This window comes from Paenarthrobacter sp. JL.01a (assembly GCF_025452095.1).
Lineage (GTDB): Bacteria > Actinomycetota > Actinomycetes > Actinomycetales > Micrococcaceae > Arthrobacter.
On the sequence record NZ_CP104877.1, the window covers coordinates 1,352,679 to 1,371,565 of the forward strand.

The 18,887-nt window shown below is 63.5% G+C and carries 16 protein-coding genes; 12 read left to right on the forward strand and 4 right to left on the reverse strand.

Features of this window, described 5'->3' with window-relative positions; genetic code table 11:
• Nucleotides 1–22: 22 nt before the first annotated feature.
• Entirely contained in the window at nt 23–718 is a 696-nt protein-coding gene (locus N5P29_RS06615; protein WP_262277830.1) for a TIGR03089 family protein, read from the reverse strand.
• Nucleotides 719–1,093: 375 nt separating this feature from the next.
• Between N5P29_RS06615 and N5P29_RS06620 the strand changes: the two genes are divergently transcribed.
• From N5P29_RS06620 to N5P29_RS06630, 3 genes are read left to right on the forward strand one after another with little or no spacing between them, the layout of a single operon-like run.
• Nucleotides 1,094–1,639, forward strand: coding sequence for a WhiB family transcriptional regulator (locus tag N5P29_RS06620; RefSeq protein WP_144661921.1), 546 nt, complete (start codon nt 1,094–1,096; stop codon nt 1,637–1,639).
• A gap of 11 nt (nt 1,640–1,650) precedes the next feature.
• Complete coding sequence (locus N5P29_RS06625) at nt 1,651–5,022, forward strand: glycosyltransferase (RefSeq protein ID WP_262277831.1); 3,372 nt, start codon at nt 1,651–1,653, stop codon at nt 5,020–5,022.
• Entirely contained in the window at nt 5,015–6,715 is a 1,701-nt protein-coding gene (locus tag N5P29_RS06630) for a DUF5719 family protein (protein ID WP_262277832.1), read from the forward strand. The genes N5P29_RS06625 and N5P29_RS06630 overlap by 8 nt, the downstream gene beginning before the upstream one ends.
• A 7-nt stretch (nt 6,716–6,722) precedes the next feature.
• Here the strand turns inward: N5P29_RS06630 and N5P29_RS06635 are convergent, their stop codons facing one another.
• A complete protein-coding gene (locus tag N5P29_RS06635; protein ID WP_262277833.1) occupies nt 6,723–7,241 on the reverse strand; it encodes a metallopeptidase family protein in 519 nt (172 codons plus the stop codon).
• Nucleotides 7,242–7,382: 141 nt separating this feature from the next.
• Between N5P29_RS06635 and N5P29_RS06640 the strand changes: the two genes are divergently transcribed.
• From N5P29_RS06640 to N5P29_RS06660, 5 genes are all read left to right on the forward strand, one after another.
• Nucleotides 7,383–7,760, forward strand: a complete 378-nt coding sequence (locus tag N5P29_RS06640) for a DUF3499 domain-containing protein (protein ID WP_262278523.1) — start codon at nt 7,383–7,385, stop codon at nt 7,758–7,760.
• A gap of 158 nt (nt 7,761–7,918) precedes the next feature.
• Nucleotides 7,919–8,137 (forward strand): Trm112 family protein, encoded by a 219-nt coding sequence (locus tag N5P29_RS06645; RefSeq protein ID WP_262277834.1) that lies wholly within the window; start codon nt 7,919–7,921, stop codon nt 8,135–8,137.
• A gap of 71 nt (nt 8,138–8,208) precedes the next feature.
• Nucleotides 8,209–9,687: an adenosylhomocysteinase gene (ahcY, locus tag N5P29_RS06650; RefSeq protein ID WP_262277835.1), complete on the forward strand. Its 1,479-nt coding sequence runs from the start codon at nt 8,209–8,211 to the stop codon at nt 9,685–9,687.
• 105 nt (nt 9,688–9,792) lie between these two features.
• Nucleotides 9,793–11,025, forward strand: a complete 1,233-nt coding sequence (locus N5P29_RS06655; protein WP_410007901.1) for a L,D-transpeptidase — start codon at nt 9,793–9,795, stop codon at nt 11,023–11,025.
• Nucleotides 11,026–11,229: 204 nt separating this feature from the next.
• A complete protein-coding gene (locus N5P29_RS06660) occupies nt 11,230–12,105 on the forward strand; it encodes a pentapeptide repeat-containing protein (RefSeq protein ID WP_262277837.1) in 876 nt (291 codons plus the stop codon).
• Here N5P29_RS06660 and N5P29_RS06665 read toward each other — a convergent pair.
• The gene (locus N5P29_RS06665) at nt 12,102–12,908 is read right to left on the reverse strand and encodes an RDD family protein (protein WP_262277838.1); all 807 of its coding nucleotides are present in this window, start codon (nt 12,906–12,908) and stop codon (nt 12,102–12,104) included. The genes N5P29_RS06660 and N5P29_RS06665 overlap by 4 nt on opposite strands.
• 126 nt (nt 12,909–13,034) lie before the next feature.
• On the opposite strand from N5P29_RS06665, the gene N5P29_RS06670 reads away from it, so the two are divergent.
• The 4 genes from N5P29_RS06670 to N5P29_RS06685 all read left to right on the forward strand — a co-directional run bounded on the left by N5P29_RS06670 (nt 13,035) and on the right by N5P29_RS06685 (nt 18,399).
• Complete coding sequence (locus N5P29_RS06670) at nt 13,035–14,030, forward strand: stage II sporulation protein M (RefSeq protein ID WP_262277839.1); 996 nt, start codon at nt 13,035–13,037, stop codon at nt 14,028–14,030.
• A 137-nt stretch (nt 14,031–14,167) separates the two neighbouring features.
• Entirely contained in the window at nt 14,168–15,286 is a 1,119-nt protein-coding gene (locus N5P29_RS06675) for a TIGR01906 family membrane protein (RefSeq protein ID WP_262277840.1), read from the forward strand.
• Nucleotides 15,287–15,475: 189 nt separating this feature from the next.
• Nucleotides 15,476–15,835, forward strand: a complete 360-nt coding sequence (locus N5P29_RS06680; protein WP_262277841.1) for a hypothetical protein — start codon at nt 15,476–15,478, stop codon at nt 15,833–15,835.
• 5 nt (nt 15,836–15,840) lie between these two features.
• Nucleotides 15,841–18,399 carry a DUF4132 domain-containing protein gene (locus N5P29_RS06685; RefSeq protein ID WP_262277842.1) on the forward strand — a complete coding sequence of 853 codons (2,559 nt, stop codon included), beginning with the start codon at nt 15,841–15,843 and terminating at the stop codon, nt 18,397–18,399.
• Nucleotides 18,400–18,402: 3 nt separating this feature from the next.
• On the opposite strand, the gene N5P29_RS06690 is transcribed toward N5P29_RS06685, so the two are convergent.
• Complete coding sequence (locus N5P29_RS06690) at nt 18,403–18,885, reverse strand: hypothetical protein (protein WP_262277843.1); 483 nt, start codon at nt 18,883–18,885, stop codon at nt 18,403–18,405.
• Nucleotides 18,886–18,887: the final 2 nt, after the last annotated feature.

Here is an 18,887-nt window from a genome sequence, read left to right on the forward strand (position 1 = left end):
CTGAGGCCACACGCGGACGAACTTACGGGCGGCTGACACGCTCGTTGTCCAGAAGGTGGTCGGTGACCTCCACATCGTCATGGACAAGCACTACGGAACCATCCTCTTTCCAGGCACCCAAAGCCGAGGCGAGGCATGATTCCAGTCCGTCCTTGGTGCGCACCAGGAGGCGGACTGACGGCTGCTGCGTGGCAGCGAATCCCTCCAGGAGTTCCGAATGCCGGTGCCCGGCAGAACCCCGCACGGCGGAGCTGTCAGCCCCGGGTTCGTTATGGGCCATGAAGACATCGCCATGGGAGCGGACTTCCGCCGCATAATCCACGACGCCGGATGGCAGCTCACCGGGCCAGCGCATCGCAAGTGCCGCGAGCGGAACGGCGACCACGGCATCGAAGCCGGCCCCGGCGCCGTCGTCGGGCTTGTCGGTGACCAGAAGGTCCGCGGAGGTGTCGTCCAGCACGACCTCCATTCCCAGCTGCCAGGCGGCGAGAGCCCATACAAAAGACTTCCAGTGGGCCGGCAGGTCCAGGCGGATGGCCATGCCGGGTTCGGCGTCGAGTTCGTCCTGGAGCAGGTTGCTTGTTTTTGCCACCCAGTTGTCCAAAACGCGCCCGGACAGTTCCACCCGCTCGGAGTCGGGGCCGTACCAGGTGAGTCGGGGCGATGTTGAGTGCCCGGACCGGAGGGTGGTCATCAAGTTCACTGCCGGAATGCTCATGGGTCAATCCTGCCACGGCGGTTCCGCGCCACTACCGGCAACAAGGCGTCGGATGTGATTTGCGCTACAGGCGGGTTTGTCCAGTCGCTGGTGGTGTCCGTCGTGCCTTTGCCGATTCCGCGGAAATTCAACGAATGTTCACACAAGCGATTCAGCGGTCCCGTTTCCCGCTGGTTTCGATTGGGGCAAGGCGCAGGATCTTGGGCGTGGCGCATCCCACTTTTCCACAGCTTCTTGATTATTATCCCGTCGCGGCTTGACTGACTGTAGTTACACGCGTGTAATTAGTAATCAACGCCGCTGCACAGACATCCCGAACACCACCGGGGGTCGGAAATACATCCAAGCAGCAGCTGCAAACTCAGGAGGGACGCCATGGGGCAAGCGTTGCGTATCCAGGAAGATGCAGTCGTCGCAGAACATGCGTCGGTGAAATACCGTTCGCGGGAAGTGCCGGGTGACTGGTACGTGGACCCTGCGGATCCGGAAGCGGCAGACCGTTACAACCAGAATGTGCAGCAGTCTTTGGAGGACCAGGCGACGGCCCTCCTCGCCGCACATGAGGCGTTGATCGGTGACCTGCCGTCTGGCCCGGAAGATGACCTCGACGATCCTCCCATGGAGCTGCGCCGTCCGCTTGAGACGCCCGGGCAGCCCGTCTGGATCGGTCTCCCCGGCCAGGGGGAATTCGACGACGAAGGCGAGCTTGGCTGGCAGACGGACGCGCTGTGTGCGCAGACCGATCCCGAAGCGTTCTTCCCCGAGAAGGGTGGATCCACCAGGGATGCCAAAAAAGTCTGTGGAGCCTGCAACGTGCGCTCACAGTGCTTGGAATACGCTCTGGCCAATGACGAGCGGTTCGGTATTTGGGGCGGGCTTTCCGAGCGGGAGCGCCGTCGGCTAAGGAAGCGAGCGGTCTAATTCTCAAGGAAGTGCACGTTACCGCCGTCGTAGTTTCCCACGACGGCGGTAACTACCTGCCCAGGACATTGGCGGCATTGTCGGACCAGACGCGTTCGGCAGATGCCGCCATTGGCATTGATACGGGGTCCACGGATAACTCCCTGGGCCTGCTCCGTGCTGCCTTCGGCGAAGGCAATGTCTCCACCTTCCACCAAGCGAAGTCCGGCTTCGGCGCCGCTGTCCGGTCGGGCCTGCAGGAGCTTGCCCCTGCAGGAACCAGGTCCGGCGACGGCCAGGCGGTGGAGTGGATCTGGCTCCTGCACGATGACGCCGCCCCGGCTCCGGATGCGCTGGCAGAGCTGCTCCACGCCGTGGAGCGCGCGCCGTCGGTGACCGTTGCCGGTTGCAAGCAGCTGGGTTGGGCCAACGAACGCCACCTCGTGGATGTTGGGCTTTCAACGAGCCGCTGGGCCGAGCGCCTCACCCTGATCGATGCCGATGAAGTGGACCAAGGGCAGTACGACGCCCGGTCGGACACGTTCGCCGTCAACTCGGCCGGAATGCTGATCCGCCGGGATGTCTGGGAGCAGTTGGACGGCTTCGATCCCGCGCTGCCCGGCAGCGGCGACGACGTCGATTTCTGCTGGCGGAATTGGCTGGCCGGCAACCGCGTGGTTGTCGTGCCCTCTGCCCGGATGTTCCATGTGGAGCACCGCCCCCAGGGCCTGGGCACGTCTTCGGCAGCCCGAAAAGCCCAGATCCACCTTCGGCTCAAGCACACGCCTTGGTGGAAGCTGCCTTTCCAGGCTGTTGGTGCCTTCTTCGGAGCTGTCGTCCGGCTGGTCCTGAGCATCCTGGTGAAGGAGCCGGGGTACGGCTTCTCGCAGTTCACGGCCACCATTGCAGCGTTGGTCCGTCCTGTTGCGATTGCCCGGGGGCGCCGGGTCGCTGCAAGGACGCGGAGGGTCCATCGTTCCGTAGTGCGCGGCCTCCAGACTCCGACGCGTGAGGTCCGGGCCCACCGGCGATCCCTGCTTGAAGCCATTCGCCCCGGCGAGGACTCCCAGCCCTCCAGCGACCTCCTGGCTCCCGAGCCCAGCGGAGATGCCGCAGATGACTTCACAGCACTGGCCACGAACGAGCGGGGCTGGGTAGGGACTGGCGCTGTTGCCGCAGCATGCATCGCCCTCGCTGCAGCTGTCGTTGGTTTGCTGGGGCTCCTTCGTTCCGGTCCTGTTACCGGGGGTGGGCTCCTGCCGCTCTCGCAATCCCCGGCGGAGATCTGGGCCAATGCATCCACCTGGTGGATTTCCCTTGGTGCCGGCCTGCCGGGCCATGGTGATCCGTTCGGCTACGTCTTGTGGATCCTGTCCCTCCTGGGCGGCGGGGACGGTAACGCGGCCATGGCGTGGCTCCTGATCCTCGCGATGCCGTTGTCCGCAGTTGGCGCCTGGTTTGCATCGGGCGCATTGACCACCAAACGCAGGTTCCGGACCGTCGCAGCCCTGGTGTGGGCAGGCGCTCCGACCCTCCTGATTTCCATCAATGAAGGCCGCATCGGCGCTTTGGTGGCCCACCTGATGATGCCGCTGCTGCTGCTCGCGTTGGTGCGGGCCTCGGGTTCGGCCATCGGACAATCGAAGGCACCGCATTCAGCGGCAGCCCAGGCACACGCAATGTCCGGTCCCAAGCCCGCTCCGGTCCGCAGCAAACCCGGCATTAACGGGACACCCTCGTGGACGGCAGCAGCGGCCGCAGGTTTGGCTATGGCTGTTGTCACGGCTTCGGCACCATCGTTGCTGGGCCCTGTCGTCGTCGCAGTCATCCTGGCTGCCGTGGTCCTGGGGAAGCGCGGCAAAACCATGTGGTGGTCGTTGCTGCCCACTCTTGCGTTGTTCCTTCCCTACGGCCTTTCCGTACTCGACAGGCCCCGCTCCCTGCTGGCCGATCCCGGGCTTCCCCTCGGTTTTGATGCGGCCCCGTTGTGGCAGCAGTTGCTCGGCCAGCCGGCGGCATTCAAGATCGACGGCGGCCTGACGGGACTTTCGCTGTTCGGTTCCGGCCCTGTGCCATGGGCGTTGATCCTGGCATTGCTCATTGGTGTGCCCGTGGTGCTGCTCGCCGTGGCGGCGTTGTTCCTGCCCGGTAAGCGCACAGCCCTGGCGCGGGTTTTCTGGTTGGCTGCCCTGGCCACCTTGGGAAGCGGCTGGCTCGTCGGGCACGTGGCCACGGGCGTCAACAACAACGTCATCGTTGGGCCCTTCACCGGCCCGTCCGTGTCTGCCTCCGGGATGCTGTTGCTCGGTGCTGCCTTGCTTGGCGCTGAGAAGATCTTCACTGCGAGCCGCAGAACCTCTGATGCTGCCCGCCGGAAGCTTCCGCTGCGACGCGCTGCTTCGGCCGTCGTGGTGATCCTGCTTGTTGCCGGGCCTTTGGCGGGAATGGGAGCCTGGGCTGCGCAGAACGTCCTCCAACCTTCGACCTCCACGGGCTCCCCGGCTTCCAAAACCCCGCAGTCGGCTTCGTCCCTGGGCGCCCACCGCCAAGTGTGGCCCACGGAGTCCGGCACGCTGCCCGCTACCGCCGTCGATCGTGGCCAAGGGCCAGAACGTACGCGAACCCTGGTGATCACCAGCGGAGAGCAAGGCGCATTCACGTCCTCACTCATGCGCGGAGCCGGAACAACGCTGGACAGCCTGTCCACGATCGCTTCGGCCAGGACCATCATTGGTGCACCGGGTCGTGAGGAACTTACGAGCGATGACGCAGCTACCGCATCCTTGCGGAGGGCCGTGGCTACGATTGTGGCCAGCACGGGCGTGGATCCCCGTCCCGATCTCGAACAACTCGCTGCGGGTTTCGTAGTGCTCAAGGCCGCGGACAACGCCGACCAACTGACCGCGAGCAGGATCGACGCCGTCCCGGGGCTGGTTGCCGTGGGTCAAACGGATGCGGGCTGGCTGTGGCGGGTCGCCCCCCGCGGCCAAGCAGCTGCCAGTGCAGCTGATGCGGCGCATCGTGTCCGCATCGTCAATGGCCAAGGCGCCACAGTGGGGACGCTGCCTTCTGACGACGTTTCGGCAAAGGCCAGCGTTCCAGCCGGAGATGACGGCAGGAAAGTGGTCCTGGCCGAACGCGCTGATCCCGGCTGGTCGGCTGTGTTGGACGGCAAGCCGTTGACGGCGACAACGTCCGGGTGGTCGCAGGCATTTGACCTGCCGGCCGGTGGCGGCGAGCTGGAAATCCGCTACGCGAACCCGTGGGCTGTGTGGCTGGGGATCCTGCAGGTGGTGGTCATCGCATTGACAGTCCTGCTGGCGATTCCCATGCCGGCCCGCCGTTCCCGCACGGGCATGTCGAGGGACGAAGTATCCCTCCGTAAGGAGTACAGCAGTGTCTGAGGACCAGAAAAACAAGGCCGACGAAGCCAAACCGGCGGCTGAGGCGAATCCGGCCGAGGACTCCTCCCGCAGCGAGAAGCCCTCCCGCAGCGAAAAGTCCTCCCGCGCTAAGGGTCCGCGGCGGTCCAACTCGGGCATGGTTACCGGGGTGCTCTCGGCTGTGGTCATCCTGGCTGCCGGCGGAGGCGCTGTGGCTGCCACGTCCATGGTTCCCGGCCCTTCCGGCGGTACCGGCACCGACATCCGTCAGGCTGACGTTCCGGCCGGCCGGGCCCTCGGAGTCTGCCCCGAACCGGCGCGGCTGGTCAGCGGGACGGTGGTCGGTACGGACGCCGATTTCAGTCCCGTCTCGACCACGGCCTCAAGTGCCCTCAATGCTGTGGTCCTGAGCAACCCCGCTGGAACTGTTCCGGGCAGCAAGGTCACCGCCCTGGGTGGCGGGGCAGTGGCAGAGATCGCCAAGACTCCCACGAGCACACCTACGCCGACGGCGGGGCCACCGGTTCTTGCAGCGGGCGTGGCGTCCATCAGTCCCGTGACCTCGCCATCTGTGGTGGAAGCAGCGCCCCTTGGAAACGAGCAGGCGTCCATGGCCGCCAACCTCAGCTATTCGGCCACGGACGGCGACCTCCGTGGCCTGGCGTCTGCGCAGTGCCAGCCGCCGAGCAATGATTCGTGGTTGCAGGGGGCGAACACATCCGTTGGCCGCACCGCGGTGCTCAACCTGAGTAACCCCTCGGAAACCCCGGCCACGGTGAACCTTGACCTCTTCGGCTACGAAGGCCAGATCCAGGCCCCGGGCGCCAGGGGACTGCTGGTAGCTCCCGGAACCACCCGGTCCTTGAACCTTGCAGGGCTGGCCCCCGGAGAATCGCAGCTGGCTGTCCACGTACGCAGCACGGGCGGTCCGGTGGCGGGAATCATTCAGCAAAGTGTGCTGCGTGGGCTCGCTCCCGGGGGAGTCGAGTACCTTTCCCCGGGCGACGGGCCTTCGAACGTCCAGGTGATGTCCGGCGTCGACATCCAGGACGCCGATGGGATCAAAGCCCTCTCCGCAAAGCCCGGGTTCTCAGACGCAGTGCCGGCCCTCCAGATCGCTGTTCCCGGTTCAACGGACGCAGTGGTGCAGGTCAGCCTGTACGGCGCCAATGGCGAGCGGAAGCTTCCCAACGGGGGAGTGGTCACGGTCAAGGGTGGTTCCGTAGCCACGATGAATCTTGATGGCGTTCCGGCCGGCAGTTACACAGTCCGTGCCAGCTCAGACGTTTCGTTTGTGGCATCGACCAGGGTTACCCGTGGCGCGAAGGCTGAAGACGCCACGGATTTTGCGTGGTCACCGGCATCGGCGCGGCTGGGTAGCCAGCACCTGGTGGCCGTTCCACGTGATGGGGTACGCTCCCTGAGCTTTGGAGTGCCCGAGGGTCGCGCCACGGTCAACTACGCTCCTGTCACGGCCGACGGCAAGGTAGGCAAGGCCGTTGACCTGGACCTTGCCGGTGGCACCACATCGGTGATCGAGCTCCCGGCAAAGTCAGGGGACACGGTGATTGCGGGCTACGTGGTTTCCGCCGCCGGCGATCCCGTCTACGGCGCGATGCTCCTTGGAAAACAGGGCCGGAATGACGTGTCCGTGGTGGCGATCCAGGATGCTGCGGCCGGACTCGAGAAGGTTCCCGTCACGGTGGGCTACTAACCGGCGGTTACTGGTAGCGGCGACGGTACACGGGGTCCAGCGTCTCCGGCGGTACCCCCAGCATTTCCGCCGTGTATTCCACCACGACGTCGTGGACCAGGTCCTGCAGTTCGTCACGGGTGGTGGTGCCTTGCTCCACCACCCGGCGGAAGACCGTGATCATGGGCGGTTCGCCGCGACCACCGGGAGTATAGGCACCCATGGGAGCCGGGTTGCCAGAGGCGACCAGTTGTTCCAAATTTGGCGGGATCTCATCGACGGCGAAAAGGACACCGTCCAGCTGTTTGCCCCACATGTCCTGGAGACGTTCGGCGGAGTCGAGCACCATGTCGTCGAACCGCTCGGAACGCGTGCGGAAACCTGGAAGGTTGGGAAGCATCAGCTCACCGCGCAGCCCCCTGCCATGGCGGTTGCGCCGGCGCTGCCGGAATCCCCGCACGCCCGGTCCGGCGTGTCCCTCTGTCTGATCGCCATCGGCGTCAGTCCACCGGACGGTAAATCCGGGAACATGTGGCTGTGACTGCATATATCGACTTTAGTCCCGGGTAACGGCCAGCGCGACATCATTGTCCGCACCGCGCCGAAGTCGCCGAAACCACGCGATCATTGGCAGCCACGGGGCCTCAATGCGCGCCACAGGAACCAAGTGGCGCTAATCTGGGATGTTGTGGGTGCTATTCGTCAGTGTTCGAGATCAGCCTGCCGCCAGTCCGCGGTGGCCACTTTGACGTACGTGTACGCGGACTCAACAGCTGTCCTCGGGCCGCTTGCCACGTATGCGGAGCCGCACGCGTACGACCTCTGCACACAGCACGCCGACAGCCTCACCGTCCCACGCGGCTGGGAAGTGCTGCGTTTGGCGATGCCCACGACGCCCCCGCAACCTGGCCCGGACGATCTCCTGGCGCTGGCGAACGCTGTCCGCGAGGCAGCATCCGCGGCCCCGGAGACCCCTGCCCGCCAAAGCCACCCCCACATCGAAGCCCCGGCCAGTGCCGAGGGCACACGGCGGGGCCACCTCCGCATTCTCCGCGAGCCGTCCTAAGGCTCCACCGCCCTTGGAGCGGACGACGGCGGCCTGTACCGCCGTCGTGACCCAAACCGTCGCCGTGATCCAAAGCCTGCGGTCCCGCGCGGTAGTCTGGAAGCTGCAGATAAATCCGCCAGCGGCGCCAGGCCGGCGCCACCCAGGGAGCATCATTCATGCCAAAGGTCAGTCCTGAACTGTTGTCCATCCTGCGTTGCCCCGTGACGGGTTCACCGCTGGTCCAGGAGGGCGAGGAGCTGGTTTCGACAGCTGAAGCCGCGGACGGGGTCAAGCTCCGCTACTCGATCGAGGACGGGATTCCGCTTTTGCTGCCTCCGGAACTTCTGGCTGCTTCCGGCGCGGCCGGCCCGGGCCAGCACGAGTCCAAGGCCTAGCAGCCCGTTTTCTTACCGGGCATCGCTTCAGAACCCACGTTTTCACACCCGCACGGCACCTAAGGACTTCCATGACTTTCGACTACAAAGTGGCTGATATCTCGCTCGCCGAGGCAGGCCGCCACCAGATCCGGCTTGCCGAGCACGAGATGCCCGGCCTGATGTCGCTTCGCGCCGAGTTCGGTGCTTCCCAGCCGCTCAAGGGCGCGCGGATCGCCGGTTCGCTGCACATGACGGTCCAGACCGCCGTGCTCATCGAGACCCTCACCGCACTTGGCGCCGAAGTCCGTTGGGCTTCGTGCAACATCTTCTCCACCCAGGACGAAGCCGCCGCCGCGATCGTGGTTGGTAAGGGAACGCCGGAGGACCCCCAGGGTGTTCCGGTCTTCGCCTGGAAGGGTGAAACCCTGGAAGAATACTGGTGGACTGCCGAGCAGATTCTCACCTGGCCGGGCGCCGACACCGACCCGGAGTTGGGCCCCAACATGATTCTCGACGACGGCGGCGACGCCACGCTGCTGCTGCACAAGGGCGTGGAGTTCGAGGCGGCGGGCGCTGTCCCGGCGGCAACGGAAGAGGACCCCGAGGAATATGCGATCATCCTCGACCTCCTGCGCCGCACCTTGACGGCGGACCCGCAGAAGTGGACCCGCATCGCGGGCCGCATCCAGGGCGTCACCGAAGAAACCACCACCGGTGTCCACCGCCTGTACCAGTTGGCTGAGCAGGGCAAGCTCCTCTTCCCGGCGATCAACGTCAACGACTCCGTCACCAAGAGCAAGTTCGACAACAAGTACGGCATCCGCCACTCCCTTCCGGATGGCATCAACAGGGCCACCGATGTCCTCATGGGCGGCAAGGTCGCCGTCGTCTGTGGCTATGGCGACGTCGGCAAGGGTGCGGCGGAAGCGCTGCGTGGCCAGGGTTCGCGCGTCATCGTTACCGAGATCGACCCCATCTGTGCTCTCCAGGCCGCCATGGACGGCTACCAGGTTGCCAAGCTGGAGACCGTGCTGGCACAAGGTGACATCTTCATCACCACCACGGGCAACAAGGACGTCATCCTGGCCGAACACATGCTCGGCATGAAGAACAAGGCGATCGTGGGCAACATCGGCCACTTCGACAACGAGATCGACATCGCCGGCCTGGCCAAGGTCGAAGGAGTCAAGAAGGTTGAGATCAAGCCGCAGGTCCACGAGTGGGTCTTTGACTCCGGGACGGACAACGAGCGCTCCATCATCGTCCTCTCCGAGGGCCGCCTGCTGAACCTTGGCAACGCCACGGGCCACCCGTCTTTCGTCATGAGCAACTCGTTCGCGAACCAGACGATCGCGCAGATCGAGCTCTGGACCAAGAAGGACCAGCCTGCCGGAGAGCGGGAGTACGGGAAGCAGGTTTACGTTCTGCCCAAGATCCTGGATGAGAAGGTTGCACGCCTTCACCTGGACGCCCTCGGTGTTGAATTGACCGAACTGAGCAAAGAACAGGCCGAGTACCTGGACCTCGATGTAGCCGGCCCCTACAAGCCGGAGCACTACCGCTACTAAGGGCTCCGGTAATCCACAATCGATGGAGAAAGGCCGGTCACGCGATCAGCGTGACCGGCCTTTCGACTAGAATTGGGTATTCAGTATGGCTTGCCGGGGGACAGGATGACGGGAAACATGACGGAAGTCGCCAAACGGAAAACAGGCAAGGTCCTTGCCATCATTGGGATCTGCGCGGCCATTGCCGTGGGCGGAATTGGCGTGGCCACCGTGCCTGGACTGCTGCCCGGATCCTCGCAGGACACCGCCACCGCCCCGTCTCCCACCCCGACCGTGGAGGCCAAACCCGTCGAGGTAGGGATCACCCCGCTGGACGGCGCGGTGGAGTGGAACCCGGTGGTGGGCCCCCAGCTCAAGGCAGTCAACGGCAAGGTCAAAAATGTCGTGTTGACTCCTGTTGACGGCGGTGCGCCGGTGGTTGGCAAGATCAGCCCGGATGGCACCACCTGGACCACCCAGGAAGTGCTGAAGTTCAAGACCAAGTACAACTATTCCTACACGGTGGTGGACACCGCCGGGAAGGAAACCACCAAGTCACAGACCTTCACCACGGTGTCGGCCGCGTATGAGGCAGACGCGTCCATCTACCCCCGGAATGGCACCACGGCGGGGTCCGGCCAGCCCATCGAAATCAACTTCAGTGAGCCCATTGTGGACAAAGCTGCCATGGAGAAGCGTGTGGCCATCACTGTCTCCTCCGGCCAACCCGTGGCGTGGCATTGGTACTCGGACAAGAAGGTGCGCATCCGCCCGGAGGCATTCTGGGCCTCCGGTACCACGGTGACCGTGGATATGAAGCTGCTGGGTGTCGATTTCGGCAACAACATGATCGGCAACGGGGACGTCGTGTCCACTTTCACCACCGGGCCGCAGCGGATAGCAGTGGTGGACGACACCACCAAGACCATGAACGTTTACTCCGACGGTCAACTGGTCCACACGGCACCCGTGTCCCTCGGCGGTGAGGACTGGTTGTCGCCCACCGGCTACGCGGTCATCCTCGAGCAGGAACGCAAATCCAACTTCAACGCCGGCAGCATCGGCCTCAAGCCCGGAGACAAGGGCTACTACCCGCCGATGGTGGTGGACTATGCCAACCGCCTGACGTGGTCCGGAGTCTACGTCCACCAGGCGCTGGAGGCAGCGTGGGGAGCAATCGGCCGGGTGAACGTCTCACACGGCTGCGTAGGTTTGCTGCCGGATGACGCGGCGTGGTTCTTCAACAACATGAAGACTGGCGACGTTGTGCAAATCCTGAACACCGGAGCACCGGCTGTTGAACCCCTGGAAGGTTTCGGCGACTGGAACATTCCCTGGGCCAGCTACGCCCAGCGGTAATCCAGCTGTTAGGATCGGCGCAGTGATTATTTCTTGCGCTCTTTGACCCGGACTTCTCTTTGACCCGGATTTTCCGTGCCGACCAGCTGTTGGCCTCCGGTTTTGTGCTGCCCTCCATCGTGATGACAGGCGTCCCTTAGGGGAACCCGCTGACGGGTTCCCCAGCTCCTTCCATCGGACCCACTTCATCACCTGGAGCACCACATGACCACTGAACCAAACCTTCGCCCCGACTGCGGCAACTGCTTCGCGCTGTGCTGCACTGCGCTGGGATTCACCCGCTCTGCGGATTTCGCCATCGACAAGCCTGCCGCTTCGCCGTGCCCAAGCCTGGGTGTGGACTTCTCCTGCACCATCCATCAGCGGCTGCGGCCCCGTGGGTTCACGGGCTGCACGGTTTTTGATTGTTTCGGCGCCGGGCAGCTGGTTTCCCAGCACACCTTCGGCGGGACCAGTTGGCGGGAACGCCCCGCTTCCGCGCCCGGAATGTTTGCCGTGTTCAAAATCGTCAAGCAGCTCCACGAAATGCTCTGGTACCTGGACGAAGCCCGGCAGCGGACCTTCGATCCCGATCTCGCCACGGCGGCAGCCAGCCTTGCCCAGCACGTGGCGGACACCGCCCGTGGTGACGCCACCACGGTCCTGGAGGCCGACGTCGAAACCCTCCATGGGCAGGTGCGGAACCTCCTCATGGAGGTCAGCGAGGAGCTGCGCGCTTCCTACGGAGCGGACGAACGGCACGTGCCCGACGGCGGCCTGCAGCCAGGTGCCGACCTGATGGGCGCCCGGCTGGCGAACCTCAGCCTTTGCGGTGTGGACCTGCGCGGTTCCTACCTGATAGGGGCCAAGCTGACCGGCAGTGACCTGTCGGCAGCGGACTTGCTGGGGGCGGATCTTCGCGGAGCGGAGTTGTCGGGCGCTGACCTTTCCGCAGCGCTCTACCTGACGCAGCCGCAGATCAACGCAGCTGAAGGCAACTCACGGACGCTTCTGCCTCCCCGGCTCCACAGGCCGGATCACTGGGGCGATTCTGTGCCGGACAGTGACTCTGGGCCGAACCCTGACTCTGCGCCGAATTAGGGTTCGTAGGTGAACGGGAGCTTGCGCAACCGTGCGCCCACCACAGCGTTCCTCTGCTCGGCCTGACGGAGGCGCGCAAGTTCCCGGTTTCGCCGCTCTCCGAGGACTGCACCAATGTAGTCCTCGGGGATGGTGCCCTGTGGCGGAGGCGGTGCAACGTAGCGTGCCAGTTCCGTTGCCAGGGATGTTGCCATGGACAGTCGTGATGCCGGTGCCATGAGGTACGCCTGCTGGACGAACGTTCCGGCTCGGCGGGCGGTGGAGTCAGGTACCCGGCCGATGTCGGCCATGGCAACCCATCCTTGCAGGTATGGCGCTGCGACGGGCATGATCCGGGGCTTCGAGGGTACGCGCAGGCGGAGTGAATACGTCCCGGCAACGATGTCGCCCAGCCGCTTGGACTTCTCGTTGAACAATGCCACCCCAATGGCCAGGCCACCGAAGGTCATGTAGATCTCCAGGAAACCAAGCAGCCCACGGATCAGGGCGTGCCGGAAGCGGATGGATCCGCCGTCGTCGCGCACGATCCGCAGCCCCGTGGCGAGCTTTCCCAAGGAGCGTCCACGGGTGAGGGTTTCCACAGTGACCGGCACCACCACTGCCGAGAAGACGATGCTGCACAAGACCAGCGCCTGGATAGCGGAATCGTCAAGGTCAGAGGACGCCGACAGGACGAGGATGATCAGCAGTATCGCGAGGAGGACCTGGGAGATGACATCGAGGAGAAGACCCAGTCCGCGGGCTGCAAAAGATGCTGAACGCAGTTCCAGGACCACTGCCTCGCCTGTGATGATCGAACTCAAGCCAGCCCCCACGCTTCCCGAACTTGCAGCGCCCAGTGGCGCCTGCACAACGAGTCTAGCGGCGTGCCGGGCGAAATGACGCTGCTCTGAGGCATGGACCCTGGCTCCAGGCGCTAGGGTGGTGCCGTGGACATCGATGCCTTCTCGGCCGTACATGGGGACAAATGGTCGCGGCTTCACTTCCTGGCGCATAAGCGCCGGCTGACGGGAGGGGAAGCGGATGAGCTCCTGCGCTTGTACCAAACGGTTTCCGGGCACCTGTCCCTGATCCGTTCGGTGGCTCCCGAAACCGGTTTGTCGTCGTCGTTGTCAGCAGCCCTTGCCCAAGCCCGCACCAGGTTCACGGGTGCGCGCTCGAATTTCATGGAGGACCTGGCCCGCTTCTTCGTCATCTCCCTCCCGGCCGCTTTCTACCGCATCCGCTGGCTAACCCTGTGGTGCGGACTGGCTTTCATAGTTGTTGGAGCAGCCTACGCTTTCTGGATCGGCACTTCGCCGGATGCCCTGAGGGCGGCTTTTGGCAGCGATGAGAGAGTGCGCAGGTACGTCGAGGAAGACTTCATCGACTACTACTCCGAGAACCCGGCGGCATCCTTCGCGGGGGCCGTGTGGACCAACAACGCGTGGATTTCAGCCCAGGCCGTAGCCTTCGGGATCACCGGCTTCTGGGTGCCCTACATTCTTTTCATGAATGCACAGGCCGTGGGTATCGCCGGTGGAGTTTTCATTGCATCCGGGAAAACGGACGTGTTCTTCAGCTACATCCTCCCTCACGGGCTCATGGAACTTACGGCTGTGTTCATCGCATGCGCAGCCGGGCTCAGAATATTCTGGGCCATGGTCCGCCCCGGCCCCAGGACGCGGATGCAGGCTGTGGCCGATGAGGGACGGTCTTTGATCACGATTGCCCTGGGTTTGGTCCTGGTTCTCTTGGTTTCCGGCATTGTGGAAGGTTTCGTGACGCCCAGCCAGTTGCCTGTCTGGGCCAAAATCACTATCGGTTCCATGGTCCTGGCCGGATACTGGACCTATACGTTGCTTCTTGGCGCCCGGGCTGTACGGGCGGGGGAGACCGGTGACCTGGACGCCAACGACGGCGGCTACCGAAGCATCGCCGCATAGACCTTACAGTTGCGTTTCAATCTGGCGTTAGGCGGCTTGGTTCCTCGTGTCGGCGCAAACCCGGGCGGTAGGCTCGAATGCAGACAAGAGAGCCGGCAGCACGCATTCGCCGGTGGATGCCTACGGAAGTGAACCCTGTGAGCGACAAGAGCCCAAAACCACAAGAACCGGACACGGACGTCCACGAGGACCCCGATGAGCCGGCCTTCGACTGGATGAAGCCAAAGACGTCCAGTGGTGCCTCCCCGGCGGCCGCTGCGACGACGTCTACCGCCGCAGCCGGCGCCGGGCAGCCGGAGAGCCGCGCTGACCGCAAGGCAGCAGAAGCAGCCGACGCCCCTGCCGAGCCGCCGCTGTTCGCTGACACGCTCGCGGATGCATCCTCGGGCAAGCAGCCCTCGCACTATTCTGAACCGTTGCCGACGTCGGCCCTTCAGGTCCGTCCGCCGGAAGACGAAGTGGCTCGGCGCAATGCTGAACGCGAGCAAGCCGCCAAGGTGAAGCCGGTTGGTCCCCGCGTCTTCCAGGTACTGTTGGCGGTTTTCTACCCCGTCATCCTGCTGGTGCTGGCCGTGAGGGCAGTGACCAGCCCCCTGTTCCTGTGGGTGGAGTACAACCGTCCGGGTTTCCCCGGCGATGGCTACGGCTTCAACACTGATGACCGCATGACCTACGGCTCGTACGCCGTGGACTACCTCAGCAACTGGGCCGGTCCCCGGTACCTCGGTGGCCTGGTCAACCAGGACGGCGCCAAGCTCTTCAAGGACAGCGAAGTGGCGCATATGGCGGACGTCAAAACGGTGATTCTGTCCTCCTTCGGCGCCGGGCTCCTGCTCATCATCCTCAGCATCATTGCCATCATCTACTTGCGGAAACGGAGCAACGGCGGAATCCGTCGCGGGCTGTTCGCCGGCTCCATCGTCACCCTGGTCATCATCATCGGCCTCGCCGTCCTGGCGGTTCTGAGCTGGCAGCAGTTCTTCACCGAATTCCACCGGATCTTCTTCGCCAACGGCACATGGACTTTCTCCTTGGAGGACACCCTCATCAGGCTCTTCCCGGGACAGTTCTGGGTTGATGCGGGCATCGTCATCGGTGCCTTGGTGTTCATCGCGGCGACACTGACCTTCATCTTCACATGGCCGACCAAGCGGCGACGTGGCCTGGTGCCCCGCGAGGCAGAACGCGACGCCGAGGATCAGGACGAGGCAAGCGACGGGGCTTCCGACCCCGCTGTTGCGGGGGATCGCGGCTGACCCTACGCCTGTCCGGGAACGGACACGAAGCCGGAAGCATTTCGGCTCCGTGTCCGTTTTTTATTGCCAGTTCGACTTGCGACCCTGAATGTCGGCCTCGCCGTATATGCTGCGGGAAACGTCCAGTCGATAGGGGAGGACCATATGGCCGTGTTGAGGGTATGCGATGAACAACTGCCTGGAACCGGGGTGTCAGCCGCGCAAGAACTGTCCGGGTTGCCTGATGTCATCACGGTAGAGGAATTGATCCGCTGGCGTGTGCGCGAGGAGGTCGCCCGCCACAATGCCCTTGCCGGTAGCCGCACCACTGTGGTGGCCGTGTCCGCCACCGAACGCGAGTTCAATGCCCAAGGGACCCAAAGGACTGTCAAAGGACCTGGCCCCGAAAGCTGGGAGAAGCAGGCCGGTGCCGCGGTAAAGGGCTTCGAACGGAACGCCTTCTTCGTGCTGGTGGACGATCGACAGCTTTGCAGCCTTACGGACCAGATAGACGTCAGCAAAGCTACGGAAGCAACTTTCATCAAGCTTGTACCACTGGTCGGGGGATGAGCGGAATGACTGAAACAGCACCACCCAAGGCGTTCCCGCAGAAGCTGGCCCGGCTTGCCGATGAGCAACGGCACCGGCTGTTGGAATTTTTCGAGCCTGCGCATTCCGAATGGGCTGCTGGCGGGGAAGCCCTTAACGGTTACCGTCAGCAGTTTGCCCGTCATCTCGAGGAACTCGACCCCGAGGGGCGGAAGGGAGCGTTCGCCCTGACCTTCAAATACATACACGAGCGCAAGTATGGAATCGTCGAGTGGCGCCATGAGCAGCCCGATAACCCCGGTGGACGGGTTCGAATGCCGCCACTGGTAGAGCAGGGGCTTTACGCGTTGTCGGCGCTGGCTCCGTTGGAGTGGGATTTCGAAGAACTCGACTGGATGCTCTCCCACGTGCCCTACTCGCAATACATTTTTCCGTCGTGGCGGCAGGCATTTCACGAGCCGGTGATGGCACTTGATTCCTCTGAACGCAGGAGCATTCCCGCTGCGACCCGCCGAGTGGAAGCCATCCTTCTCATGGATTTCCGGGATGGGCCGGGCCTGCACCCCGAAGTGCGGAAGTTCAATGAATTGCTGCTCGATGACGACCCCGGGACCGGCCGCATACCGCTGCAGTACGTAACCGATCACGACGACTTTGGGCCGCGGGTCGGCGAGACGCTCCAAGCCGTTTTGCCCGAGTACCAGTCCGCACGCCTGCTACTTTTCATGAGCGAACTGACCGGTCCCAAGCCCACTGCCAAGTGGAAGCGCGCGGCAGCGAAGTACGTGGCCGAGCAGCCTGTGGCGCTGTTGGCCGCTCAGCGACTGCTTGGCATTACAGCGGAGCGAAACCCGACATCGGACTTCGGTGAGTTCTCCTGTCTCACCCCATACTCGGGATCGGTGGTTCGCGCTTCTTTGTGGCTGCTGGCTTTCCAACCGGATGCCCCGGAACAGATAAGCCTCATCCGTGATGCCAGCGCCTACCTCGGAGCCGGACACAATGGCAAGAACGGAGTCTGCCGTTCAACAACAGGAGCCAACGCGGGTGTTGAGGCGCTGTTGGAGATCGCCAGGAGCCACCCGGACGCCACCACTGAAGTGGTTGGTGCCCTGGCAAGGATCCGCGATGTTGTTAAGAACAAGAATCTGCATAAGCGCCTTGTCAGCGTCATCGACCAGCTCTCCTCTGAACGGGGCATCGCCCCCTCCGAACTCCTGGAAACGGCTGTTCCGGATCTCGGGTTCGATGCCCAGGGCATCAAGGAATTTGCCGCGGGCAGCTACACGGCAAGGGTTGCCCTGACGAACTCAACCGGTGCCGCGGCTGTGGAGCTGGTTTGGGTCGATGTGGACGCCAGACGCGTGTCAATGCCGTCTGAGTTCAATAACACGCCGGTGCTTGCTGAAGTAAAACTAGCCGTGAGCGAAGCAAAAAGGAGCCTCGGCAGCCAGCGTCGGCGGCTGGAGGGCCTAATGGCTTCAGACAGGGCGTGGACCGGGGCCGACTTCCGGACCCGGTACTTGGAACACCCAGTGGTCGGAACCATCGCGCGGCAGCTGCTGTGGACCCTGGCATCCAACGAAGGAGGATTTTCCGGTTACCCTAGGCGTATTGAGGGGGATGCGGGCTGGGAACTGGCGGGAATGGACGGTGAAGTCCGTGAAATCACCAGCGACGCCGTCGTCGTGTTGTGGAAGCCTTGGGAGCGCGGTGCGGAGGAAGTGCGGGCTTGGCGCCTGCACCAGATGGAGCACCAGCTCAGGCAACCCTTCAGGCAGGTGTACCGCGAGCTGTATCTGCTCACGGACGCCGAGCGGGAGACCAAGCTGTATTCCAACCGGTTCGCGGCTCATATCCTTGACTATCCCAGGGCGCAGGCGCTCCTGAAAGACCGTGGTTGGCACGGCACGCAGTTGGGCTCTTGGGACGGCGGCCAAGACAGCCAACTCTACGTAGAGTTCCTTGACGAGCGGCTCAGGGCGGGTTTCAGCATCGAACTCCTCGAAGTCCAGGACGACCTGGCATCTCTGTGCACAACCAACAGGGTATGGTTCGAACGGAACGTAGCCCGGGATACCTGGGAGCCAGTTGAACTCGGTGAGGTGCCACGGGCCGTTTTCAGCGAAGCAATGCGTGGTGTTGATTTGGTTACCGCAGTGGCCGCAATCGGGCCGGACCTGGAATGGGCGGACCACCCCAACAGCTCTGTCCAGATTTACTGGAGCGCTTCACATACAGCGCCTCTCACGGAATCCGCCCAGACGCGACGCGAATACCTTGCCAACATCCTTCCCCGCACAATCCTTGCAGAGAATTGTGAGTTGACTGATCGCCATCTCCTCGTCCGAGGCACGCTTCGTAGCTATAAGATCCACCTCGGGTCAGGAAACATCCTGATGGAACCGGACGACTCCTACCTTTGCATTGTTCAAGCGCCCGGTTCACGAGCAGGACGCATCTTCCTTCCCTTCGAGGAAAAGGCGGGACGGCTGGCTACGATTTTGTCCAAAGCCTTCATGCTCAGTAATGACCACAAGATCAAGGATCCCTCCATCCTTAGCCAGATCCAGGGCAGCCGATGAGCCTCAGCCAGTTTCACGGGCAGTCCGGGCCCTAAGGATGCTGATGAGTAGTTCGGGGCGGTCTGTGCTGGCGATGACGGTCTTGCCGTTTTTCATCGTGATGCCGATCTCGGGGCCGCCGACCAGGTATCCCACCATGCCGGGTCCCATGTACCGAAGCCCGTAGCCGTTGATGCCGGCGGCGTTGTCGGTGGTGACCATGGCGATTTGGTCCCGGGGCAGTTTGCGTTTGAAAATGCCGCAATAGTCTATGACCACATTTTGTTGATCGGCTCTCACCGCGACCGTCATGAAGCCGACAAATGCCCCGGTCGGCAGCATCACCAAGGGGACCAACAGGAAGTCGATCCGGCGCTGAGCCAATGCGAGAGCTATGAAGAGCACGCCGAAGGCCATGATCGCCAGCCCGATGTAGCGGGGCAACAGTGTTGCCCGCACCCGGGAGTAGTAAAGCAGCGGGGCCGGCATTACTGATCGATCTGACATGC